25 protein-coding genes and 5 tRNA genes are annotated in these 23,005 nt (G+C 51.7%); 2 read left to right on the forward strand and 28 right to left on the reverse strand.

Annotation, left to right across the window (positions count from 1 at the left end; genetic code table 11):
* Positions 1 to 182: 182 nt before the first annotated feature.
* The 24 genes from MCJ35_RS19365 to MCJ35_RS19480 all read right to left on the reverse strand — a co-directional run bounded on the left by MCJ35_RS19365 (position 183) and on the right by MCJ35_RS19480 (position 16,659).
* The gene (locus tag MCJ35_RS19365; RefSeq protein WP_025485788.1) at positions 183 to 494 is read right to left on the reverse strand and encodes a hypothetical protein; all 312 of its coding nucleotides are present in this window, start codon (positions 492 to 494) and stop codon (positions 183 to 185) included.
* A gap of 105 nt (positions 495 to 599) precedes the next feature.
* Positions 600 to 1,874 (reverse strand): dicarboxylate/amino acid:cation symporter, encoded by a 1,275-nt coding sequence (locus MCJ35_RS19370; protein WP_034577637.1) that lies wholly within the window; start codon positions 1,872 to 1,874, stop codon positions 600 to 602.
* A gap of 71 nt (positions 1,875 to 1,945) precedes the next feature.
* A complete protein-coding gene (gene rfbD / locus MCJ35_RS19375) occupies positions 1,946 to 2,839 on the reverse strand; it encodes a dTDP-4-dehydrorhamnose reductase (protein ID WP_025485786.1) in 894 nt (297 codons plus the stop codon).
* A 127-nt stretch (positions 2,840 to 2,966) separates the two neighbouring features.
* Positions 2,967 to 3,563 (reverse strand): GTP pyrophosphokinase, encoded by a 597-nt coding sequence (locus MCJ35_RS19380; RefSeq protein ID WP_025485785.1) that lies wholly within the window; start codon positions 3,561 to 3,563, stop codon positions 2,967 to 2,969.
* Between the two features lie 264 nt (positions 3,564 to 3,827).
* Positions 3,828 to 3,899, reverse strand: a tRNA-Gln gene (locus MCJ35_RS19385).
* A 37-nt stretch (positions 3,900 to 3,936) separates the two neighbouring features.
* Positions 3,937 to 4,010: transfer RNA gene (locus MCJ35_RS19390), tRNA-His, on the reverse strand.
* Between the two features lie 38 nt (positions 4,011 to 4,048).
* Positions 4,049 to 4,122 (reverse strand) — tRNA-Arg (locus tag MCJ35_RS19395).
* Between the two features lie 155 nt (positions 4,123 to 4,277).
* Positions 4,278 to 4,688 carry a PTS sugar transporter subunit IIA gene (locus tag MCJ35_RS19400; protein WP_025485784.1) on the reverse strand — a complete coding sequence of 137 codons (411 nt, stop codon included), beginning with the start codon at positions 4,686 to 4,688 and terminating at the stop codon, positions 4,278 to 4,280.
* An 82-nt stretch (positions 4,689 to 4,770) separates the two neighbouring features.
* A complete protein-coding gene (locus MCJ35_RS19405) occupies positions 4,771 to 5,640 on the reverse strand; it encodes a PTS system mannose/fructose/sorbose family transporter subunit IID (RefSeq protein WP_025485783.1) in 870 nt (289 codons plus the stop codon).
* Complete coding sequence (locus MCJ35_RS19410) at positions 5,637 to 6,422, reverse strand: PTS mannose/fructose/sorbose/N-acetylgalactosamine transporter subunit IIC (protein WP_025485782.1); 786 nt, start codon at positions 6,420 to 6,422, stop codon at positions 5,637 to 5,639. The genes MCJ35_RS19405 and MCJ35_RS19410 overlap by 4 nt, the downstream gene beginning before the upstream one ends.
* An 18-nt stretch (positions 6,423 to 6,440) precedes the next feature.
* Positions 6,441 to 6,929, reverse strand: a complete 489-nt coding sequence (locus MCJ35_RS19415; RefSeq protein WP_025485781.1) for a PTS sugar transporter subunit IIB — start codon at positions 6,927 to 6,929, stop codon at positions 6,441 to 6,443.
* A 14-nt stretch (positions 6,930 to 6,943) separates the two neighbouring features.
* The gene (gene murQ, locus MCJ35_RS19420; protein ID WP_025485780.1) at positions 6,944 to 7,876 is read right to left on the reverse strand and encodes an N-acetylmuramic acid 6-phosphate etherase; all 933 of its coding nucleotides are present in this window, start codon (positions 7,874 to 7,876) and stop codon (positions 6,944 to 6,946) included.
* Positions 7,870 to 8,550, reverse strand: a complete 681-nt coding sequence (locus MCJ35_RS19425; RefSeq protein WP_025485779.1) for a PIG-L deacetylase family protein — start codon at positions 8,548 to 8,550, stop codon at positions 7,870 to 7,872. Before MCJ35_RS19425 ends, murQ begins: the two co-directional genes overlap by 7 nt.
* 15 nt (positions 8,551 to 8,565) lie before the next feature.
* Positions 8,566 to 9,504, reverse strand: a complete 939-nt coding sequence (locus MCJ35_RS19430; RefSeq protein ID WP_008719412.1) for a GNAT family N-acetyltransferase — start codon at positions 9,502 to 9,504, stop codon at positions 8,566 to 8,568.
* Between the two features lie 92 nt (positions 9,505 to 9,596).
* A complete protein-coding gene (locus MCJ35_RS19435; RefSeq protein ID WP_008719414.1) occupies positions 9,597 to 10,442 on the reverse strand; it encodes a MurR/RpiR family transcriptional regulator in 846 nt (281 codons plus the stop codon).
* Between the two features lie 232 nt (positions 10,443 to 10,674).
* Positions 10,675 to 10,745: transfer RNA gene (locus tag MCJ35_RS19440), tRNA-Gly, on the reverse strand.
* Positions 10,746 to 10,784: 39 nt separating this feature from the next.
* Positions 10,785 to 10,859: transfer RNA gene (locus MCJ35_RS19445), tRNA-Pro, on the reverse strand.
* Between the two features lie 201 nt (positions 10,860 to 11,060).
* Positions 11,061 to 11,561: a YfcE family phosphodiesterase gene (locus MCJ35_RS19450; protein WP_008719415.1), complete on the reverse strand. Its 501-nt coding sequence runs from the start codon at positions 11,559 to 11,561 to the stop codon at positions 11,061 to 11,063.
* On the reverse strand, positions 11,558 to 12,178 hold the full coding sequence (gene rdgB, locus MCJ35_RS19455) for an RdgB/HAM1 family non-canonical purine NTP pyrophosphatase (protein ID WP_008719419.1): 621 nt from the start codon (positions 12,176 to 12,178) through the stop codon (positions 11,558 to 11,560). The genes MCJ35_RS19450 and rdgB overlap by 4 nt, the downstream gene beginning before the upstream one ends.
* Positions 12,179 to 12,240: 62 nt before the next feature.
* Positions 12,241 to 13,935: a lectin like domain-containing protein gene (locus MCJ35_RS19460; protein WP_051400661.1), complete on the reverse strand. Its 1,695-nt coding sequence runs from the start codon at positions 13,933 to 13,935 to the stop codon at positions 12,241 to 12,243.
* Between the two features lie 44 nt (positions 13,936 to 13,979).
* On the reverse strand, positions 13,980 to 15,143 hold the full coding sequence (locus MCJ35_RS19465; protein WP_008719421.1) for a THUMP domain-containing class I SAM-dependent RNA methyltransferase: 1,164 nt from the start codon (positions 15,141 to 15,143) through the stop codon (positions 13,980 to 13,982).
* A 20-nt stretch (positions 15,144 to 15,163) separates the two neighbouring features.
* Positions 15,164 to 15,721, reverse strand: a complete 558-nt coding sequence (gene yfcE, locus MCJ35_RS19470) for a phosphodiesterase (protein ID WP_025485775.1) — start codon at positions 15,719 to 15,721, stop codon at positions 15,164 to 15,166.
* A 49-nt stretch (positions 15,722 to 15,770) separates the two neighbouring features.
* Positions 15,771 to 16,103: a rhodanese-like domain-containing protein gene (locus tag MCJ35_RS19475; protein WP_025485773.1), complete on the reverse strand. Its 333-nt coding sequence runs from the start codon at positions 16,101 to 16,103 to the stop codon at positions 15,771 to 15,773.
* 289 nt (positions 16,104 to 16,392) lie between these two features.
* Positions 16,393 to 16,659 carry a hypothetical protein gene (locus MCJ35_RS19480; protein WP_025485772.1) on the reverse strand — a complete coding sequence of 89 codons (267 nt, stop codon included), beginning with the start codon at positions 16,657 to 16,659 and terminating at the stop codon, positions 16,393 to 16,395.
* 672 nt (positions 16,660 to 17,331) lie between these two features.
* Here MCJ35_RS19480 and MCJ35_RS19485 point away from each other — a divergent pair.
* Positions 17,332 to 17,535: a cold-shock protein gene (locus MCJ35_RS19485; protein ID WP_008719434.1), complete on the forward strand. Its 204-nt coding sequence runs from the start codon at positions 17,332 to 17,334 to the stop codon at positions 17,533 to 17,535.
* Between the two features lie 166 nt (positions 17,536 to 17,701).
* Here MCJ35_RS19485 and MCJ35_RS19490 read toward each other — a convergent pair whose 3' ends face one another.
* The 4 genes from MCJ35_RS19490 to MCJ35_RS19505 all read right to left on the reverse strand — a co-directional run bounded on the left by MCJ35_RS19490 (position 17,702) and on the right by MCJ35_RS19505 (position 21,955).
* Complete coding sequence (locus MCJ35_RS19490) at positions 17,702 to 18,424, reverse strand: NlpC/P60 family protein (protein WP_025485771.1); 723 nt, start codon at positions 18,422 to 18,424, stop codon at positions 17,702 to 17,704.
* Positions 18,425 to 18,616: 192 nt separating this feature from the next.
* The gene (locus tag MCJ35_RS19495; protein ID WP_025485770.1) at positions 18,617 to 19,309 is read right to left on the reverse strand and encodes a C40 family peptidase; all 693 of its coding nucleotides are present in this window, start codon (positions 19,307 to 19,309) and stop codon (positions 18,617 to 18,619) included.
* A 199-nt stretch (positions 19,310 to 19,508) separates the two neighbouring features.
* A complete protein-coding gene (locus MCJ35_RS19500; RefSeq protein ID WP_025485769.1) occupies positions 19,509 to 20,018 on the reverse strand; it encodes an HAAS signaling domain-containing protein in 510 nt (169 codons plus the stop codon).
* Positions 20,018 to 21,955, reverse strand: a complete 1,938-nt coding sequence (locus MCJ35_RS19505) for a fructose-bisphosphatase class III (protein WP_025485768.1) — start codon at positions 21,953 to 21,955, stop codon at positions 20,018 to 20,020. The genes MCJ35_RS19500 and MCJ35_RS19505 overlap by 1 nt, the downstream gene beginning before the upstream one ends.
* A 142-nt stretch (positions 21,956 to 22,097) precedes the next feature.
* Here MCJ35_RS19505 and MCJ35_RS19510 point away from each other — a divergent pair, with 142 nt between their 5' ends.
* Positions 22,098 to 22,901, forward strand: a complete 804-nt coding sequence (locus MCJ35_RS19510; RefSeq protein ID WP_025485767.1) for an MBL fold metallo-hydrolase — start codon at positions 22,098 to 22,100, stop codon at positions 22,899 to 22,901.
* Positions 22,902 to 23,005 lie beyond the last annotated feature (104 nt).

Consider the following 23,005-nt stretch of genomic DNA (forward strand, 5'->3'; position numbering starts at 1 on the left):
GTCTGTAATCCTAATCCCATAAGCCTAATCCTATTAATCGAAAACCGGCCGCATGGTTCCTGAACCGCCCAGCCGGTTCCGTCCGCCTTCATTAGGAACGAAAGGATGCAACGGGATTGTCCGGTGTCACATACCGCATCCCGTCTTTTCTCCCGCCCCAGGGAACCTCCTTTGCAACGGTATCAGCCGTTCTCGTCCAGGACAGCCCGCACCACTTTAAGTATCTCCGGCGTGACCTTAATCATGCGCTGGCGTTTGGACACCTTAGCCACCGCATCCTCAAACCCCACTCCATCCCGCCCTGTCATGGCATCACGCATAAGGATATAATAGAGCATCAACCCACGGATTTCCACCCAGGGCAGCTTGGAGGCCAGCTCCTTCTCAACCGCTTTCTTCTGCTCGTCCCCTCCGGGAAAGATTCGGTACAGATAGTCACGCTCATCCCGCTCCCGTTCTTCCCTGCTCTTAAATTCAAGTCCAAATAAACTCATGGTTCCCTCCTGTGTATTCTCTGATATGCCGTACAGCAGCCCTATGACCTAAAACACGCTCTATTACCAGTATAAAATCCACAGCGGGGAACGTCAAGGACATCTTTACTCCCCCTCCCGCATCATCTCCGTGCCGTAGAACACACCGCGGTCCAGCGAACCGTCCTGACTGGCCACAATGGTGGTACATACCGCGTCCCCTGTTATATTGACAGCCGTCCTGCTCATATCCAGGATACGGTCAATCCCCATGATAAGCGCTATGGCCTCCACCGGCAGCCCTACGGACGCAAATACCATGGAAAGGGTGATAAGTCCCACCCCTGGCACGCCTGCGGTACCGATGGAGGCCAGGGTGGCGGTGAGTATGACGGTCAGATAGTCTGCCACAGACAGATGGATTCCGAATGCCTGGGCCGCAAACACCACGGCCACACCCTGCATGATGGCCGTGCCGTCCATATTGATGGTGGCCCCCAAGGGAATGGTGAATGAGGATACCCGCTTGGACACCCCCATTTTCCTGTGAAGGGTTTCAATCGACATGGGGATGGTTGCATTGGAGGTGGCTGTGGAGAAGGCAAATCCCATGACCGGAAGGAACTTTTTCAGGAACACCCTTGGGCTTAAGCCTGTAAATATCCTGAGTATGACCATATAAACCACCACACACTGTATGACCAGTGCAAGGAGGACGCCTGCCATATATTTGAGAAGAGGGACGAACGCATCAAAACCAATCCCTGAAAATGTCCTGGCCGTGAGGCAGAACACGCCGTATGGCGCCAGCTTCATGACCATCACGGTCATCTGCATCATCACATCATTGAACTGTCCGAAAAAGTTCCCCACTGTCTCAGCGCTTTCCCCAAGTCCTGCCAGAATGACCCCCACTAACAGCGCAAACAGGATGATGGACAACATGTCCCCGCTTGCCAGGGCATGGATTGGATTGGTGGGGATGATATCCAGCAGGGTGTCCGCCAGCCCGGCCCGCTCTGCAATGGACACATCCGCCGCCTCGATGGACGACATGTCAAGCCCCTGGCCCGGATTGATTACATTGGCGGTAAGGATGGCAGCTGTTATGGCAAGGGCGGTGGTGACCAGATAAAAGCCCAGCGTCTTCACCCCTATCCGTCCCAGCTTCCCGGTATCCCCCATGGCCATGCTGCCGCAGACCAGGGAGCAGAACACCAGCGGAACCACCAGCATCTGCATGAGACGCAGGAACCCATTTCCAATCACATAGAAAATGCCGTCTATCATCAGACCGTCCCTGAAAGGCCCTGCCGGTACCACATAGTGGAACAGGATTCCGGCAGCCGCTCCCATAAGAAGTCCGATGAAAATTGCCGTGGTAAGCCCCGGCTTCCCCATCCCGCCTTCTTCCGCCCCATTCTTCCCCATTCCCCTATCCTTCCTCCCGTCATCCTTCCTCCATAACGTCCTCATCTCCCCTGCCTCCAATCCATACCAGCCATATCTGGATCCTGACGCCTGCGTCTCCACTGCTCCATATACGCTTCCAGCATGACCTTCCAGTCAGGAAGCAGAGCAATGCCGGAAATCCGCAGCATCATGTTATCCAGTACGCTGTAGGAAGGCCGCAGGGCATTCAGGTCATCATCCCCGCCCCGGGCCTGCACCACCGAGGCGCCGGTCCCTGACAGGCGCACTGCCTCCCTGGCAAATTCATAACGGCTGCAGCTTCCCTGTCCCGTCACATGATAAAGGCCGTCCTCCCCGTGGTACATCAGTTCCACTGTCTTTTCCGCCAGCTCCTCCGCCCCTGTGGGCGCTGCGTACTGGTCTGCGGCCGCATGTATGACCTGTCCCTGTTCCGCCATCCTTAGGATCTGCCCCAGGTAAGGGCTTCCCGCCCCGAATATCCAGGAACTCCTGATGATGATATGCCTGCTGCAGAATTCCCGTACAAAGTTCTCCCCTGCCAGCTTTGATTTCCCATATATGGTCTGTGGACCGGGGGTATCAAATTCCGTATACGGCTCCCGGCTGTCCCCGTCAAACACGTCATCCGTGGAAAACTGTACCAGCCTGGCCTTCCCCATCCTGGCGGCCACGCTGAGATTCCTTGCCCCCAGTGCATTTACCTTAAACGCAAGCTCCGGTTCCCGCTGGCACCGGGCCAGGTCCGTAAGCCCTGCGCAGTTAATGATGAAATGGGGCCGGTTCATTCCTGCATACTCCATCACATCCCCTGAAACCGTGATATCCACGGAATCCACATCCGTCAGGAGAAGCTCCACCGGTTCTGACCTTAAAAGCCCTGTCAGCTTGCGCCCAACCCTTCCATTTGCACCGCATATCCATATTTTCTGCATATCATTTCTGCCTTCCTGTTCTTTATCTTGCTATTATTATGTACAGAAGGCGCAAAAAAACGGCATCCGAAGATAAATTCCGCGGATGCCGGCCTGATAGCCTGATGGATGGTTGTCCTAAGACCACCTACTTCCTTTCATTGTGCGTTTCAAATTCATTTTCAATCTCTTCCAATATATGTGCGTAACGGCAGAATTCCGCTTCCAGCCTGTCCTTGTTCTCCGGCTGTTTTTTATAGCACACCCGATGCTCCATACTGGCCCAGAAGTCCATGGCCATGGTCCTAAACTGCACTTCCACCGGAAAATACTCCATGGTGTCCAGACAGTACACCGGTATGCCTAAAACCAGGTGCAGGCTCCTGTAACCATTGGGCTTGGGTGATAGTATGTAGTCCTTTTCCTTAATCTCCACAAGATCCGTCTGGCGTTTCAGGATATTTACCATGTTATAGATATCATTCACAAAATAACAGATGACGCGTATGCCTGCAATGTCCTGAAGCTCGTTCCGGGCATTGGCGATGCTGTCCGTAAATCCAAGACGCCTGAGCTTATCCTCAATGCTCCTCTTTTCCTTAAGCCGGCTCTGGATATTATGGATGGGGCCGGAAACATTCTTTTCTTTATACAGGCTGTGATTCAAAACCTCCAGACGGGTATTCAGCACACGCCTTGCATCCTCATAGGGCTTGATTAAATCGTAATATTGCTCATTGGTCATCCCTCGCCCCTGCCTCCCTGTCATTTTCTTTTCTCCGGCATGCCCTTAACATGCCCTTATGATCCGCATGTCCTTAACGCAGCCTTAACGCAGCCCTATCACTGCCATATTTATCCAGCATACAGGGAATTTGTGAGTATTTTGTGATGGGATTCTGAAATTTTCATTAGGATTCTATGGAAAAATAAAAGAAAAAAAGCAGCCATACCATGGGGATACGGCTGCTGACCGGGCCGCCCTCTGGCGCGCCTGTCATGAATGGAGCTGGGCCGGCGGGATTCGAACCCTCGAGTGCAGGAGTCAAAGTCCTGTGCCTTACCGCTTGGCGACGGCCCAATAAATCCGGATAAAAAAAAATTCCCAATAAGGGAAGGGTGAGTAGAGGGATTCGAACCCTCGGCCTCCAGAGCCACAATCTGGCGCGATAACCAACTTCGCCATACCCACCATAATATTATTATTCGCTTTTCAGAGCTTGCGCTCAATGAGCCTGAAGGGATTCGAACCCCCGACCCACGGCTTAGAAGGCCGTTGCTCTATCCAACTGAGCTACAGACTCATGCTCGCTGACAACTTACCATGATGCCACACTTTGTCCGTCTACCGTTGTCAACGAGTCATAGTTTACCATAGGTTCTGTAAGATTGCAAGCACTTTTTTAATTTTTTTCCCTGGTTTTTTCGTGGATTATCCTGCCGGACGTCCGACGCTCCCCTACATCGTTCCTTCCATCATGGCAGACACATCCATGATTCCCTCTTTCCCAGCCTGGATAACCTCAGCGGGCAGCTGCTCAAATGGAACATTTTCCCGTATGAACAGGGCCTGGACAATGGATGCCATGTTGGCTCCCGCCACCACCTTGAGGTTCTTGCCCATCGGTTCTGTCAAAAGCTGCACCGCCACGTTAAAGGGCGAGCCGCCCAGGATGTCCGTCATCAGAAGCACGTCATCCGATTCAAGGGCATTGATGGCCTGGATCATGTGGGACTTAAGCTCCTCTATGCCCTCTCCTTTTGTAAAATTAACAACCTGTACCTGTTCCGGCACCCCGGCCACCAGCTGGATGGCGCTCATCACGCCCTGTGCATACTGTCCATGGCCGGTTATCACAATACCTGTCACCTTAATTCCTCCTGATATCTATTGTCTTCTCCCCTTTTCAGACACCTGCCCTGGAGCGTGTCTGAACATCCAGTCCCGCCGTCTATGCGTAGAACCCGCTCATATACCCGATTCCGGTCAGTATGGCTGCCAGGACAAGGATCAGTCCCATCAGCTTAAGGGGTGACCACTTCTTCTTGGCATACAGCCAATACACGCCCAGGGTCAGCCCTAAGGGCACCAGACGCGGGAAAATGTTGTTGATTGTGGCGTCTGCGTTAAAAATCACCTGTCCTGCCAGCACCTCCCCGGTAGCGGCGTCAAACACGTCCTTCACAATCTGGAATGGGATGGAACAGCTGACAAAGGATGCAGTCAGGGCGCCGACCACCAGAAGTCCCATGAAGTTCATGGAATTGGTCAGGATATCCATCTTCCCGGTTGCCATGAACCCGGACATGCCCTCCAGGCCCGACTTATATCCAAAGTAGAATAATTTCCTGGACAGGATACAGGTCAGCACCGGATAAGCCAGCAGGTAGATGGCCGCGCCCACCCATGCCATGGAACTGTCCAGTCCCTGTGAGATGGACATACATATGGTCAGGAGGATGGGGATGATGGTGGCCACCCACAGTGAATCGCCGATAGCGGAGGTGGGACCGATAAGGGCCACCTTGACGGTGTTGATCACATCCGGCGTGCACTGTCCATTGGCATTGGCTTCCTCCATGCCGCACACGATACCGTTACAGATGGAGCCTACCTGGGCCTCTGTGTTAAAAAGGGTCACATGGCGCTTCAGGGCCTCGGCCTTTTCCTCTTTGCTGCCGTACAGTTCATCCACAACCGGCGCCATTGCCTGGCCAAAGGCCATGCCCAGCATACTCTCCGCCTGCTGGGAGCAGCCGTTCCAGAAAAACCAGTTCCAGAAGGATTTATCCAATGTTTTTTTGCTTAACTGCCTGCTCATACCCTTGCCTCCTTTTGCTCAATCTGAAACACATAGTAAATCACTGCCAGCAGGGTCGCGATGACAGCCACTGCCATGGTGTTTAAGTTAAAGTACGTCACCAGTACGAAGCCCAGCAGGAAAATGCAGATCTGCCACTGCTTTTTTAACAGGAATGAGATGATGATCCCCATTCCAAGGGCAGCCATCATGCCCCCAAAGGTGCTGAGCAGGGTCGTAAGCCAGCCCGGTATCATGGATGCAAAGTCAGCCTGTGCCGATGCGGCCGTCATGGTGGTGAGAAGGATCACGGCCGGGATAAAACGGCAGGCCAGACCAATCAGCTGTCCGCATACAACATTGGGGATATACATCTTTCCTGTTTCCCCTGCCTCGGCGTATTTGTTGGCAAGGCGGTTTAAGGGCAGGTTCAGGGCGTAGGACAGGTTCCACACCATCTGTCCCACCAGACCGCCGATTCCAGCGAACACCACGGCCAGGCCGATTACCTGAGTGCTTTCCATGCCTTTTCCGAATACCAGCGCCCCGGCCGTGCCTATGTAGGTGGCATAGGATAAATCCCAGGCCACTGCGCCGCCCGGCGTCACATTACCCATGTACATGATCTGCAGGGCAATGCCCACAACCATGGCTGTCTGCAGGTCCCCCATGATCACGCCCACCACAAAGGATGCAACCAGCGGCCGTCCCAGGGTATACCATCCTATGGTATTACCTACAATGGAGCCAATGGAACCCAGATACACAAACAGTGAAATTGCTATAATCTGTAAGACACTCATTTCTTCCCCTCCTATACGTTAAATTGTTTTCTTAAATGCTTCCCACGTTGTTCTGGATGAGGTGGGCAGCTGGTGGAAAAATACCTCCAGTCCGTCATTTGCAAACCCATCCAGTATTTCCACATCCTGGTCGCTGAGGTAGAATATCCCCGTGGCCCCGTCCAGCTTATGCCTGGAATCCTCCTTTTTAGCCAGGTTCCCCAGCATGATTGCCTTGGCCCCTCCTATCTCCTCCTTAAGGGCTGTCAGGACTTCGGGCTGCTTCACAATCATCAGCCGGTTCCCGGTTCCCGGGGTTTTCAGTATCTCCCTGGCCTCCTGGGTCGTGACAATGTGTGTTTTGTAGGTGCCCGGCACGCCCATGGTCATGATGGTCTTGAGCATGGGATTCTTGGCGCTCACATCATCCACTGCCACGATTTCCTTAATCTGCAGCGTGGGGCACCATGCCACGATGGTCTGTCCATGTATCAGCCTGTCGTCAATTCTTACATACAAATCTGCCATTGCAGTTCCTCCTTTCAGGTACGGCCGCGCGCACCATCCAAACATTTCCTGACAAATCCTTTGTGGATTTCCAGACGTTCCTTTGCTTCTTCGGCGGTTACCCCTGCCAGGATCATGACAATGGCGGCTTTAATCCCTCCATCTGCCTCTGAAAGGGCTGCCTGTGCCGCCTCCTCCGTGCAGCCGCATGCCATGGATACAATCCGTTTGGCCCGCTCCACCAGTTTCAGGTTCGTGGCCCGCATATCCACCATAAGGTTTCCATATACTTTTCCGATTCCCACCATGGATGCAGTGGAAATCATGTTCAGGATCATCTTCTCCGCAGTTCCCGCCTTAAGCCTTGTGGATCCTGTGAGGATTTCCGGCCCCGCGTCCACCTCGATGGCAATGTCCGAATAGGCGGAAAGCTCTGCCGGGCGGTTGCAGGAAAGTCCCACGCAGCACGCGCCCGCTTCCCTGGCATATTCCAATGCGCCGATACAGTACGGGGTACGCCCGGAGGCAGAAAGGGCCACCACCACATCCCGCCCATCCACATGGAGCTGTTCCAGGTCCTTCCTGGCTTCCTCCTTGGAATCCTCCGCTCCCTCCTGGGCGCGGACAAAGGCTTTCTCACCTCCTGCAATGATTCCCACCACCTCGTCCGTGGTGGAAAATGTGGGCAGGCACTCCACTGCATCCAGGATTCCCAGCCTGCCGCTGGTCCCTGCCCCGGCGTAAACCAGCCTTCCCCCCTGGTTCAGCGCGCGGATGACAGCCTCCACGGTTTCCTGGATCTGAGGCAGCACCTGCTTTACGGCCTCAATGACATTTTTATCCTCTTCGTTCATCACGGTCAGGAGTTCCCCCACACTCATAAGGTCCAGGTCCAGTGTCCTGGGGTTCCTGCTCTCTGTCTTTAAACCGGATAATACTTCCTTATCCTTCCCCTTCAGTCCTACCATAAGCGTTCCTCTATCTGGCTTGCATACATGTAGCCCACTGTATTGCAGTCGTTTCCTGATTCAATTCCCCTTACCTTCAGGTTGGTGGTATAGTAAGGAATATACGGGAAATCGTTGATTTCCCCCTTAAATACCTGGTACTCCTTAAGGGCCTCAAACCACTGCTCCGTCTCCCCGCTGCTGAGGCTGTAATACGCCTGGGGGATAAAGCCCTGCAGGTCCTCAAAGGTCTCGCCGTACACCAGCCGGATGGGATTCCCCTTTTTCCTGAGATGCTTCACGGCCAGGGTCACCGCGTCATGGGTATTGATATGTCTCGGATGCATGGAACCGCGCCAGTGGGTGATGACCAGCTCCACCTTTTCCTCTTCAAAATATCCTTCCAGCCTCCTGGCAAAGTCCTCCAGGGTGGGCATGCTGCTTGACACATATCCCAGCCAGATGGTATCGCCGCCCAGGGCCTTGGCCGCCCTCTGGTTCTGGTCCAGAAGCGACTTAAGATATGCCTGTTTCTCCTCCTCCGTCGCACTTGGGTCCTCCAGCCTGCCCTGGGTCACATGGATCAGGGTGCAGTGGCTGCCCTGCTTTGCATATTTTAAGATCAATGGTCCTCCAAGCAGCTCCGCATCCAGTGAATGGGCTCCGATACTTACCACGCGTTTTGCTATTTCCATTTCCTGTTCCCTCCCTTATATATCCTTGCGGTAATCCTTAAATGTCCTGAACACATGTACCCCGTGGCGTTCATAGAACCTGCGGCCCGGGTCATCCGTGGACACAAAATACAGGTGGTAGATCCCCCTCTTCTCCATCTCCAGCTGGGCCAGGTCAAAGAGGATGCTGCCAAGCCCCTGGTTCCTCACGCGCTCCGCTGTTCCAATCGGCCCGAAACGCATGGGATTTTCATCAATCATCCTGGTACAGAATCCGCATATCTTATCCTCTTTATCAAGTACCAGCAGGATACAGTCCTCTGCCCGGTCATGCTGCATGGTCAGCAGGCAGTTGCGCTTCCATCCGCCCCCGAATTCATCACGGGCAAAATTCAGCAGGTCCACCGCGTATTCATATGAAAACATCTTAAAATCAAATCCCGCCTCATTGGCCTTTTTCAGCCGTTCCTTTGTCTCATCCGACAGGCGGTAGCCGTGCAGGTCCTTGCACATGGAATAGCTGGTCTTACCCTTCACATAACCGTGCTTTTCAAAAAATGCCGCTCCCCCCGCATAATTCTCCGTATCCACGCCCGGGAAAAAGTAACTCGGGCTGTAGGCCGCCAGGGTGATGTTCCTGGCCCCCCTTGCCTTTAAATCCGCCTCCGCCCTCATAAGGAGCTTTGTGCCGATTCCTTTTCCCTGGTATTCCCCGGACACAAACATCACATTGATCCATCCGCGCTCAGGTTCCGTCCCCCGCTCCAGATAGGGGAATTTTCTTTTGGTGGCCAGCAGGAATCCCACTGTCTTCCCATCCTCCAGCGCCACATAGCACAGGTCCGAATCAAAGTTGTCGTCCAAAAGCGCCTGCTGGCGGAATTTATGTACGGTTATGGGGTCTGCGAAAAGCTCCTGGTTCCAGAGTCCCACCACCTGGGCTTCATATGCCTGGTTATAGGTTAAGAGTTCCATGATAGTCCCTTCCTTCCTTAATATAGTCGTTTTCCTTAAATACAGCCGGATTCCTTATATACAGCCGGGATTCTTAAATACAGCCGGATTCCTTATATGATATCCTTTGTTATTACATTGCTTTTGAGCCTGGATATATTCCTCTCATAATTATTCTTCACATATGCGGTAAACAGTATGTCGATGATGTTCAGCTGGGATATCCTGGACGCGGTTGCCGCGGTCCTCACCAGCAGTTCCTTGGCCGACACGTACAGTTTGCAGTCAGCCAGGCGGGTCAGTTCATTCTCAGCAAACCGGGTCACCGTGATGATTGGGACATCCTGTTCCTTCAGCACCTTGGCGCAGGTCAGCATTTCCTTGGTCAGGCCTGAGTAGCTGAATATGACGGCCACGTCCTCCTTTGTCAGGTTCCTTGCGCACACAAGCTGGGAATGCCAGTCATCATTGCAGATACAGGGCTTGTTAAGCCTAAGGAACTTAAGATACATATCCCTGGCAGCAAGGAGCGAGGAGCCGATTCCAAACAGCCCTATGGTCCTGGCCCTCTCAAGGATGTCCACACAGCTTTGCAGTTCGTCCAGATCCACTAATTTGCGTGTGTCCTCCAATGCCTGTATGCTTCTGTACGTGACCTTATCCACAATATCCTTCAGTCCGTCGTCCCGGCTGATTTCCGTGCTGATGTCCTTACGGGCCTGGCTGCGCAGCGCAATCTCGTAATTCAGGGAGCTGCTGAATTCCTTATAGCCGCTAAACCCCAGCTTCTTGCACAGACGGATGATTGTGGCCGCCGAGGTATAGGTCCTCTCAGCCAGCACATGGATGCTGAGCTTGGATGCTTCCTCCGGCTTTTCCAACAGGTACCGGACCAGATCCTTTTCCGCCCCGTTGGCCTGTACCCTGTACTCCTGCAGTCTTACCAATACATTCTTCATCGTATCCCGTCCTCACTTTTAATTATAGGAAATGAAACTAAATTGTCAATAAATCCATTATATAACGAAACTTTGTTTCAATCAATGTAACAATTATTCCTTTTCAAATTAATTGTTTGAAACTTGTTAACAATTCCTTCTTGTCTCTGTTATTTTTATCACAAACCGTCCTGCCGACTTTGGGAACATTTTTCCACGCAAAAAAAGAAGCCTCATAAGGCTTCTCCCTGAGAGCAGGTGATGGGAATCGAACCCACGTATCTAGCTTGGAAGGCTAGTGTTCTACCATTGAACTACACCTGCATATAAACAATCATTCAGTTATAATCATTCGGTTATGAATCGGGGTGACAGGATTCGAACCTGCGACCTCCTGGTCCCAAACCAGGCGCTCTAGCCAAGCTGAGCCACACCCCGGTACCGGTATAATATACCCGTCATTCTCTCCCGTCTCACGACGCAAAAGTTATTATATACTATGCCGGTTAGAATGTCAATGTTATTTTTATTTTTTTGGTTCCCGCTCCCCCTTGACGTTTTCCCTTTGACGCTCTCCTTCGGCCTTTTCCGGGAAATGGGTTCCGCCCTTATATTCCGCCCTTTCCCGTGGTCATATTCCTACAGGAAGTTCAGGGCAAAGTGGGCTTCCCCCTCCTTATCAATCTCCATCAGCATGTAGGATGGCCTGTGGCCGTCCTGGCGCGGATAGGAAAGGCTTCCCGGGTTCAGTACAATCAGGTCCTTATCCCCCGGCTTTTTGTCAATCTCGTAAAACGGCCTGTGGGTGTGTCCATACATGGCGATGTCAAATCCCCTGGCCCTGGCCTCCTCAGCCAGATACTCGGCCCCAACGGAGACATTATAGTAGTGCCCATGGGTCAGAAGGGTCCTGTAACGTCCAATCATGATATCCTTTTCCCTGTCCAGGCAGGAGAAAAAGTCATTGTTGCCCAGAATCATCTCCAGGTCACAGCCTTCATTCACCCAGGTGGCAATCATGTGCTCACTGCCCTCCGCGTCCCCCAGATGGATCAGCATATCCAGGGGGCCTGACCGCGCAATGACCTGCTTAAGGTTCTCGTCCTTCCTATGGGTATCACTGACAATCAATATCTTCATCCCGCGTCCTCCCCATCCTTTTTAAGCACTTCTTCAAGGACCGTCTTCATGGCCCTCAGCGCCTTTCCCCTGTGGCTGATTGCATTCTTCTCCTCCATGGTGATTTCAGCCGAGGTCATGCCGTAGGCGGGAAGATAGAGAATCGGGTCATAGCCAAAGCCTCCCTGTCCCGCAGGTTCATCTGCAATCAGGCCCTCCATGGTTTCCTCTGTGTGTAGCACCCGGCCGTCCGGCAGGACTGCGGCTATATTGCACACAAACCGCGCGCTGCGCTCCTGCCCAACTGCCTGCTTCAGCCTGTCAATGATATTCCTGTTCTTAATCTCATAGGAGGTATCCTCCCCCATGTATCTGGCTGAGTATATTCCCGGTTCCCCGCCGATATAATCCACTACCAGGCCGGAATCATCCGCCAGCACGATATCCCCTGTCAGGTTCCACACTGCCCGTGCCTTAATCTCGGCGTTCTCCCCAAAATCCGCCCCATCTTCCACGATTTCAGGATTCACCCCTGCCTCCTTCATGGACAGCACGGGCAGTCCCAAATCCGCCAGCAGCACCCTTATCTCCCGCATCTTCCCTTCATTGCCGGTTGCAAATATTATTCTATGTCCCATTTCCTCAATCCTCATCTGTCATTTCCCCTGATAACCGCCGGTACGGCCCTGCAGGCGCCGTACTATTCCGTATATGCCTTCAGGCAGAGATTGCACTTCTGTGTTTCTTCCACATGCTCCCAGACACTGCCGTTATGGCTTAGGTATCCCTCGCCGTCCGACAGGTCCACCTGGGCAATGCCGTCCCCTGCATCGTATTCAATGGCAACCGGATGAACGGTTCCCGGTGTTGTTATTTTTATAATTATAGCAAATTTTTCATTATCATCCAATCTTATTTTTTCTTTCAGGGGCACGGTATAGTAACCTGCGTTGGCGAGTTTCCCCCTGACCACCGGGGTCCGGCTGTTAAGGGCCTTCTCCATCCGGTGGCTGCCCGCTTCCGGCAGGTTCCTTGCCACATATATCTCATACTCCGTATCCTTATCCGTTGCATAGAATCCGGCGGCAGCCAGGTCCTCCCCTTTCCCGGCCCTGTAAGTATTGGCAAACCACGCCTCGTCCTGGCCATATCCAATCTGCCCCACCCAGCCGCAGAGGTCGCTCTGGTATATCTTCTTATAATTGTCCACCGGTTCCACGCCCGTGTAGACAATGTTGTGCACACCGATATTGCTGTCATGATAGGACACATAAAAATATCCCTGGTCCCCAAAGTCCTCCCCCCAGCTGTTGGTACAGATGAACGCGCCATCCCCCTCCAGCTCCATGTTGAAATTCTCCTTTGGATAATTGTCATCCCAGCCCACGATGACGGAGTCATGGTTGGGCTGCTCACTGCCGATGTAACAGTATGAATTGGTTTCCCGGTTATAGTACACGGATTCGCTTTCATAATCCCGCATGGATGTGAACAGGGAGCTTTGGACGCCGCCCTGTAAGTATACCGCGCGCTTAACCGCATCATAATCCTTTGGACCAAGGACCTGGATTTCCTGCACATGCTTTGAGGGCTTCAGATTGTCCGGTGAATACCCATCCCCATAAGGATCCTCCGATTCCAGCACGGGACCCTGCCATGCCAGCAGATACGCCATGGACATGGTATATTCCCCTCCCTCATCCTGTCCCAGCAGGAAGCTGTTGTGCATGGTCATATGGTCCACGGCAAACATCTCCCTGTCCGTTGGCAGAAGTGAGGATTCCAGGGCTGTCAGGGAGGCGAACGCCCAGCATGTCCCCAGCGAACCCTGGTTGCCAATCTGGGGCGCCCTTCCTGCCTTCCTGTAGTCATAGGATTCCGGAAGCTTTATGTCAGCGCCCCGGCCCCGGTTCCAGGTGTAAGGAAATGCCTTTACCTGATTCCCATCCGTACGATCCGCGCCTGATTGTCCATGTGCTCCTGTCTGCCCATCCGTCCCGGATGTCCCCTGACCTGAACCGCCTGGCTTTCCCGCACTTCCATGGCCCGTATCCGCTGGTCCTGAACCGTCTTTTCCCTCTGAGCCGCTGCCTGTCCCGGTACTGCCCATGGTTCCACGGCCATCCCCTGTGCCGGAACTGCTCTGTATCCCGGTGCCGCTCTGGGTCCCGGTGCCGCCTTCTGATTCAAAGCCGTCCTGGATTCCGGTGCCGCCTTCCAATCCAAAGCCGTCCTGGGTCCCGGTGCCGCCTTCCAATCCAAAGCCGTCCTGGATCCCGATGCCGTCATCGGCTCCAGTGTCATCCACGGCTTTCTCCATCCCCTGCCCTCCCCCAAGAAGGCGTGAACATCCGGCCGAATTGCCTGCCAGGATCAGGCCCAGCAGGATCAGCATCAGCCGTTTTCTCTGTCCGTATGATAAAAAGGTATTGCTATGTCTCAATTCTCTCTGCTCTCCTGACTTCGTCTGGGAGGCTTGGGACCCATAAACTGGTAAAAATATGTTTTCATCATTCCATTATAAATCTTGCGGTTCTTATCCGCTTTGCGCCCGATGTACTTCTCAGTATCCTCATAGGAAGTGATAAGATACATGGACCATGCGTCAAGGGCAGCATAGCGCTCCCCGATTTCACGGTACAGCGCCGGAAGGTTGGATTTATCCTCAATACGCTCACCATAAGGCGGATTCGATATGATGAAACCATACTTCTTAGGATGGCTCAGGGCGCTGACCGGCCGTTGCTGGAAGTGTATCATATCAGCCACTCCTGCGGACTCCGCATTGGCCCTGGCCGCCTTCACGATATCGCCGTCAATGTCATATCCCTGGATATCCACCTTTATATCCGTATCCACCAGTTCATTGGCCTCATCCATGGCCTCATACCAACATTTACGTTTAATTATGTTCCTCCATTCTTCCGAAAGGAAGGAGCGGTTCATGCCCGGCGCCATATTGGCTGCCAGCATGGCCGCTTCAATGGGAAATGTCCCGCTTCCGCAGAACGGGTCCACCAGGATGCGGTCCCTGTTCCACGGTGTAAGCATGATCAGGGCAGCCGCCAGTGTCTCCGTAATAGGAGCCTTGCTGGTCAGTGTCCTGTATCCACGCTTGTGCAGGGAATCGCCGCTGGTGTCAATGCCTACCGTCACCATGTCCTTGTACAGGAAAACGCGCAGGGGATAACTGGCTCCATTTTCAGGGAACCATGTGACGCCGTAATGTTTTTTCAGGCGCTCCACCATTGCCTTTTTCATGATGGACTGGATATCCGAAGGGCTGAACAGCTTACTTTTAATGGAAGATGCCTTGGCAACCCAGAACTTACCATCCTCCGGGATATATTCCTCCCAGGGTATGGCCCTTGTGCCCTGGAACAGGTCCTCGAAGGTCTCTGCCTTAAAGCATCCCACCTTTAACAGCACCCGCTCCGCGGTGCGCAGGAAAATATTGGCCCTGCATACAGCCTCGTCATCCCCGATAAAGGTGACACGCCCGTCTTCCACCAGGGATATCTCATATCCCAGATCCAGTATCTCTTTTTTCAGCACCGCCTCCAGGCCAAAATGGCAGGGTGCAATCAGTTCATATGTCTTCAATCAATTATCCTCTCCGCATATTACAGCTTAATTTCTTTTACCACATCCCCATCCAGGGTAAGGATGGAGAATACGCCGTCCTCCAGCATGGCATATGTGTTGGGGTTGCCTCCCTTGGGTATGGAAACCGACCCCGGGTTCAGCACCGTAATGGTCCCGCATGCTTTTGTGTCCACCTTCTCCGCCTTCAGCAGATGGGTGTGTCCATGAACCAGTATGTCGCCTGCTTTCATGGGCGGAAGGTTATCCTGGTCATATACGTGGCCATGGGTTGCATAGAAGGTCCTGCCGTCTATGACAAACAGCCCGTAATCCGCCATGATAGGGAAATCCAGCACCATCTGGTCCACCTCCGTGTCACAGTTCCCCCGGACCGCGTAAATCTCATTCTTCATGGGATTTAACATGGCAATGACTTCCTTGGGCGCATATTCCTTTGGAAGGTCATTGCGGGGACCGTGATACAGTATGTCTCCCAGAAGGACCAGGCGCCCTGCCCCCGACCTTCCATATATATCCAGCATCTGCCTGCAATAGTACGCAGACCCGTGTATATCTGACGCAAACATTATTTTCATAGGTTTATCCTCCAAAAACAGGGTTTTGTCCTGAAATTTCAATGCATTTCTATTCTATAGCCGATGCAGGCCTTCTGTCAATGTATTTCCCCCGGTAATTCAACATTCCGCCGGCCAGGTCCACTGCCTCATACCCCATTCTCCACAGGTCGCGGCAGGCCAGCATGCTTTTCGCCCCCCTGTCGCAGTAAAACACCACGGCGCCGTCCTTTCTTATCCGGTCCAGGCTGGCCTCCAGATCCTCAAAAGGAATGTTCACGCTTCCCCATATCCGGTCCCTGCCAAACATCCACGGTTCGCGCAGGTCCACCAGCTGCGCCACCTTTCCCTGCTCCATCCATTCATCAAACTGTCTATATGATATCATTGGAAATGTCGTCATTTCCCATTCACCTGCCCTTTCCTTTATGTCCGTCAGGTCCGGGTACCGTACGGGATAAGTTCCTGTGAATCCAGCGCCAGCCTGTCAGACGTGTCCTATTACCAATATATGCAGGACCGTGCCTGTGGTGCCGGACAGGCTGGCATGAATCAAAAAAAGCCTGGCAGGATAATGCTGGTTTCCTGTCCAGGCAGCTGTATTGACAACCCAAAAGCACCAGAAAAAGGCCACCGTTTTAAAACGGCAGCCTTCTCCTTCCATTCCGGCATGGACCGGAATGCAGCCAATCTTAGTAGTTTGAGTCGTTTCTGCTGCTGTTCTGGCTGTTGTTCTGTGAACTGTTCTGAGAATAGTTCTGGGAGCTGTTCCTGGAGCTATTCTGAGAGCTGTTCTGGGAATTGTTCTGAGAGCTGTTCTTGGAGCTGTTCCTTGAGCTGTTCTGGGAACCGTTCTGGGAATTGTTCCTGGAGCTGTTCTGGCTGTTATTCTGCTGATTCATGTTGCTGCTGTTTCTTGAGCTGTTTTCCATGTCGTTGCTGTAGTTATTATTAGACATTTTCACTACCTCCTAAAAACACGTTTTTTGTTACAGGCTTAGTATGGCAGGAATTCCGTCTGTTTATTCCTTAAAAATAAAAAATCAGTCCACATCACTGCAATCCGGTCCGCTGGCACCTGGTTCCGTTCCTTCAGGGTACGGCAGATACAACGGGGATATTATGACTTTCTCACTATTAACATCCAATTTCCAGGAGCAGAATTCATCCATACGTGCGTAATTAACTGCCGTTATCATCCTGTGCCGGGCGAAATTTTATAAACCCAAACAATGGTTGCACACTTTTCATGTTCATATCATCAAAATATGGTTGCATTTTTCTAAAAAATATATTATAAATAATATGAGGTAAAATGGTTTCCCTTAAACCATTACCTCATCCTTATTAATTATTTATACTCCCCTTGAGTAAACACCGGATAGCTCCCCTATCCGGTGTTTCTCTGTCAACAGGGCTATGATTTCTAAGTTTTCGAAATTTTCGAAATTTTATTAAATAATTTTGATTTTTCCATTGACATCCCCTCCCCTATATGTTATAGTAACAAAGTATTTTTGATTAAATTCTGATTTCACATATTTTTGTAAGTCATGAACACGATTGATGATTTACAAAAATATGTGATTTTATTTTATTCAAAAAAAATAATATTACAGGAGGTATCTTTCATGAACAAAGGTACAGTTAAATGGTTTAATTCACAGAAGGGCTTCGGCTTCATCACAAACGAGGAGAACGGCGAGGACATTTTCGTTCATTTCTCAGGAATCGCATCCAATGGCTTTAAGTCATTAGAAGATGGACAGTCCGTAACATTTGACATCACTAACGGCAACCGTGGTTTACAGGCTGTTAATGTCTGCGTAGCTTAATCCGGGCTAAACAAGGACTCTAATTGAGGACGGGCGGGATTCACATCCTGCCCGTCCTTTTTTGCGCCGGTACAATCCGGCCAACGCAGGACAGGGACGGACGGAAAAAGACGCGTCCCGGAATGAACATTCATCCCGGGACGCGTCTTTTATCTATTTGAAAATCTTATCCTAGCACATTCACTATCTTAACCGGATTCCTGTAGTTCCAGTTCGATATGGTAATACCTGTACGCTCCGTGGAAGCATGTACAATCTGCCCGTTGCCAATATACATGGCTACATGGTTGATTCCCCTGCCGCCTCCGTAAAACAGCAGGTCTCCTGGCTGCATCTGGTCTGCGCCGATGGGCACGCCCTGGCTGGCCTGTCCGCCTGAAGAGCGGTTCATGCTGATTCCGGCGGAATTCTGAAGCACATATCTTGTAAAGCCGGAACAATCCACGCCTGTGCGCGGGTCGCTGCCGCCATACTTATATCTTCCGCCTACAAACTGCATGGCATAATTCACCACCTGCTGGCGCTTATAGCTGTTGGAAGACTCCAGCGCATCCTGCTGCACTTCCGCAATCTCATCTTCCGTCACCTGCTCCACCGTGGCATTGCCTGATACGGGAAGGTAACCTTCGGTATCGTTCACCCGTACCTTCATCCATCCATTCCCTAAATCCTCTAATACCTCGTATGTATTCCCTGTCCGGGCTGTCATAAGCACTTCTTCGCTGTCCATGTTCCGGTTGATGTTCACACTCTCAGATGTGATGGTTGCCACATATGTTCCGGCTGTAAAACCAGGTCCGATGGCTGCCATGGATGTGAATGAATTCATGATCATCAGCATACCACACACAGCGCCTGTTCTTATCAGTTGACCTAACATACTTCTCATTAAGGAAATCTCCCATCGCGGTTTAGTTTTGAATGAATGATGATGCCCTATTTGTTACGTAAATGTTACATTCATTACAGATTTATTATAGCACGTTTTCATGTTTCGTCAACATCTTTATATATTTTTAATACTTTTTATATCATTTTTAACAAAACCGCCATGAAACTTAACAATAGAAAAGCCTGTGTCTTATGACAGCAGGCTTACAATCTTAACCGGGGTGCGGTAATCATATGGGGAAGTCTTGATTCCCGTTTTTTCTGTGGATGCATGGACTATCTGTCCATTGCCAATATAAAGGGCCACATGGTTGATGCCGCCGGATCCGCTGTAGAACAGCAGGTCACCTGGCTGCATCTCCTCCTCGGATACCTGCCTTCCATAGGATGACTGTCCTCTGGAAGAATGAGGAAGGCTGATGGATGCGGAGTTGGAAAGCACGTATCTTGTGAATCCGGAGCAGTCCACGCCGCGGTTGGGGTCAGCGCCTCCGTACACATACCGGCCGCCCACGAACTGCATGGCATATTCCACTACCTGACGGCGCTTTTTGACGTTCTCATCCACGGATTCACGGGCTTTTTCCACTATGGTGGCATTGCCTGCGGTGCGGATGAAGCCTTCCCGTCCGCCGGTCCTGATCTTCACCCAGCCCTGGTTGGCATTGGAAAGCACCTCATAGGTCTGGCCTCTCATGACCTGGCCCTGCCTGCCGGAGAACTCGCTTGCATATGTATAGACATCCACGCTGGGGGCTTCTATCTTAACCACATAGGAAGAACGTGTCTTTACCTCGGCCTGCCTGGCTGCTGCCTGGCTGTCCTTTGGACAGGAAAGCACCAGCCCCGTGCACAGGCATAATGCCCCTGCTAATTTCAACATCCCTTTACAAAATCCACCAAAATCCACTGAAACTCTCCTTAACTTATCCTCTATATTCCCATTCAATATGTTACGTAATTATTACATTTGTTAAGATAGAGTATATAATTAATTCACATATTTGTCAATATAGGGACGGGAGATTCTCTCAGCGCCAATGTCTTTATCTATGTCTTCACCTATGCCATTACCGATCCTCTTATCTGTGAGGCCCCCTGAACATCCACACTACCATCATGATTAAAAGTATGGGCCAGATATAGGACAGGATCCATCCCGCCAGCCCCATGATGCCGAAGAAAACGGTCATGATCAGGAATATGACCAGCAGCACCACCAACCCGGCAATCAGCCTCACATACCACTTACTGAAGTCCACATAGTGGACATGGGGGTCTGTCTGCCTGCCGTGGGGCGTTCCGTTTTCCCTCTGGGTATAACTTCCCTGCGCCTCATCAAAGGCAGGGCCTGAACCAAACGTCTCAAAGCCATCCGGCCTGTCTTCGGTGTCCAGGGCCGCGTCCACAATGGTCCTGGCGATGATCTTAGGGCCGCCCAGGCTTTCAATCACATCCTCCTCGGCCTGTCCCTTGGCAGCCTCATCCGATATATAGGAATCATAATATCTCAGGTTCTCCTGAATGATGGAATGGGGCACGCGCCCCTCCAGTTCAGCTTTCAGTCCCTGCAAAAATTCTAATCTGTTCATTACTCAACCCTTTCTTTTATAGTACCTTCCCTGTAGGCAGCCACCAGTTCCTTCAGGTCCGCAATCTGTCCTTTCAGTTCCCGTCCCTTGTCCGTGTCAGCCACCATGACCCTGGATTTTACCTTTTCCACCACGGATACCTTGGGTGTGCTTTCTTTCTTCGGGTCAAAGGGCATGTGTTCCGCCAGGGCCAGGTGATGGGAATTATAAATCAGGGTGTATCCTGCAATCCCAGTGGTACTTTGATATGCTTTTGACAGCCCTCCGTCAATGATGAACAGCTTCCCGCCTGCCTTCATGGGCTTTTCGCCGTCCTTTAATTTCACAGGCACATGTCCGTTGATGATATGGGAACCCTCCACGGGAAGGCCGAATTCCTCCAGCAGCCTGTTGCAGAATTCCTCTTTTACACTTAACTGGTAGTAGGGGTTCATGACCTCTTTATGGGTTGCCTTTTCCGCCACGAAATAATGTTCGAAGGTGGTCATCTTATCCTTGCCGAACACCGGGGACTTGGCCCCGCACCAGAGATACCACATCATATCCACGGCCCTCTCCCGGCCCTCTGCCCCCTCAGGCATGAAGTATGCGTTCTGCATCTGCCTGTCAAAGTAATCCATCAGTGACTTCCCCCCATAGGAAACGCCGTCTATGGTTATGGTGTCAAAGGAACCGTCCTTCTTCATGGGGATGCAGCCATGGTACAGAAGATTGGAGTTGTAACATTTATACATGCCTCCATGGGAATAGAGGAAACGCACATGCCTGTGAAGCAGCCCGCTGTGCTTAAAGGATGCCTGAAGGGTCCGCAGCAGCTCTTTTTCCCCGCGGCTCAGTTCCAGGGGATTCTTAGGGTCCACGGTGGGGAGGTTCATATCCATCATGGGATACTCCTTGCCGTCAATGGACACTGTCCCATCTTCATAGTTTACATTGGCCAGCATCACCCGGTCATCCATCTCATATTCAGGATGGCGGCGTATCATGGCCCCCTCCACCTTGAACTGGATGACGGCAATGGCCTTGTGCATCTTGGCTGCCAGGCCGGGATCCACGGCGTCATAGATGTTCTCGTCCAGGATTTTGGGCATGAACCTGGTGCAAGGGTCATCCTGGTATACCTTGGCCGCAAACATGGATAGGGGGCGCAGGTTGATGCCATAGCCGTCCTCCAGCACGTCAAAGCTGTTGTAGCTGATTGCAATGCGCAGCACGTTGCAGATACAGGCCAGATTGCCTGTGGCGGCTCCCATCCAGGAAATATCATGGTTGCCCCACTGCACGTCCACGTCATGGAAACACATCAGCTCATTCATGATGATATCCGCCCTTGGGCCTCTGTCATAAATGTCCCCGATAATATGCAGATTGTCAATGGTAAGGTTCTGGATCAGATGGCACAGCGCAATGATGAACTTGTCCGCAATGCCGTTGTCAATAATGGAATGGATGATTTCATTGTAATATAACTTCTTATTGTCATCATTATAGTCCACGTGGAGCAGTTCATCGATGATATACGCAAATTCCATGGGCATTTTCTTGCGCACCTTGGAGCGGGTGTACTTGGAGGATACCTCCTTGCAGCTCTGGACCAGGCGGTAGATGGTTATCTTCTGCCAGTCCTCGGTAAAATGTCCCTGCTTTATCATTCTTCCCAGATTCCGCTCCGGATAATAAATCAGATTGGCCAGCTGCACCTGTTCCTCTTCCGGGATCAGGTGTCCGAAGGTATCCTTGATTTTCTCGCGGGTAATGCCCGAGGACGAGCGGAGAAGGTGGATGAATGCCTCATATTCCCCGTGCAGGTCGCTGAAAAAGTATTCCGTTCCCTTTGGAAGGCTGCAGATTGCCATGAGGTTCACGATTTCACTGGTCGCCGCCTTTACCGTAGGGTATTCTTTTGCCAGAAGCTGTAGATATGCCAAATCCCTCATTGTCATATTCTCCCCAATCACAATTGCATTTTATTTAAAGTTATAGTAACATATTCTTAACTAAATGAAAAGTTTTTCCAGCTGAACAAAGGGTTAATATTGATTAAGAATATCTAAATTTTTTCAAAGGAGACGGGAATTTATGGAAGAATTATACGTGTTTGGAACAGGCAATGCCCAGGCAGTGCACTGCTATAACACCTGTTTTGCCATCCGGGAGGGAGATGGATTTTTCATGGTGGACGCAGGAGGGGGCAACGGCATCCTGCGGATCCTTGAGGATATGGATGTGGATCTGTGCCGTATCCACAACATTTTCGTGACCCATGAACACACGGACCACATACTGGGGATTGTATGGATGGTGCGCATGATTGCCACTGCCATGCGAAAGGGCAGATATGAGGGTGAACTGCGGATTTACTGCCATCAGGGCCTGGTGGACACCATATCCACCATCTGCCGCCTGACCATGCAGGCCAAGTTCTACAAGATGATCGGCAGCCGTATCTTCCTGGTGCCCGTGGAGGATGGCGAGACGGTCCGCATCATGGACTATGACGTAACCTTCTTTGACATCCTTTCCACCAAGGCCAGGCAGTTCGGCTTTACCACCATTTTAAAGAACGGGCGCAGGTTCACCTGTGCAGGGGACGAACCCTATAACCCGGAATGCCGCCCCTATGTGGAGGGCAGTGACTGGCTTCTCCATGAGGCCTTCTGCCTGTACCGTGACAGGGAGATATTCGAGCCATACGAAAAGCATCACAGCACGGTAAAGGAAGCCTGTGAACTGGCCGAAAGCCTGCGCATCCCCAACCTGGTGCTGTGGCATACAGAGGATAAGGATCTGGCCCAGCGCAAGAAACTCTATACAGCTGAGGGCAGGGAGTATTACCATGGGAACCTGCTGGTTCCGGAGGATGGGGAAATCATTGCGCTGTAAGGCTGCCAAGGTCCGTTTCTCCATCCGCGTCTGCCAAGGTCATAGCCCTCACCTTATCCTTCCCCATACCAGCTTATGGGGGCGGGTCAGGGCGAAAATACTGC

The sequence above is a fragment of the Enterocloster sp. OA13 genome (genome assembly GCF_022440595.1).
Lineage (GTDB): Bacteria > Bacillota > Clostridia > Lachnospirales > Lachnospiraceae > Enterocloster > Enterocloster hominis.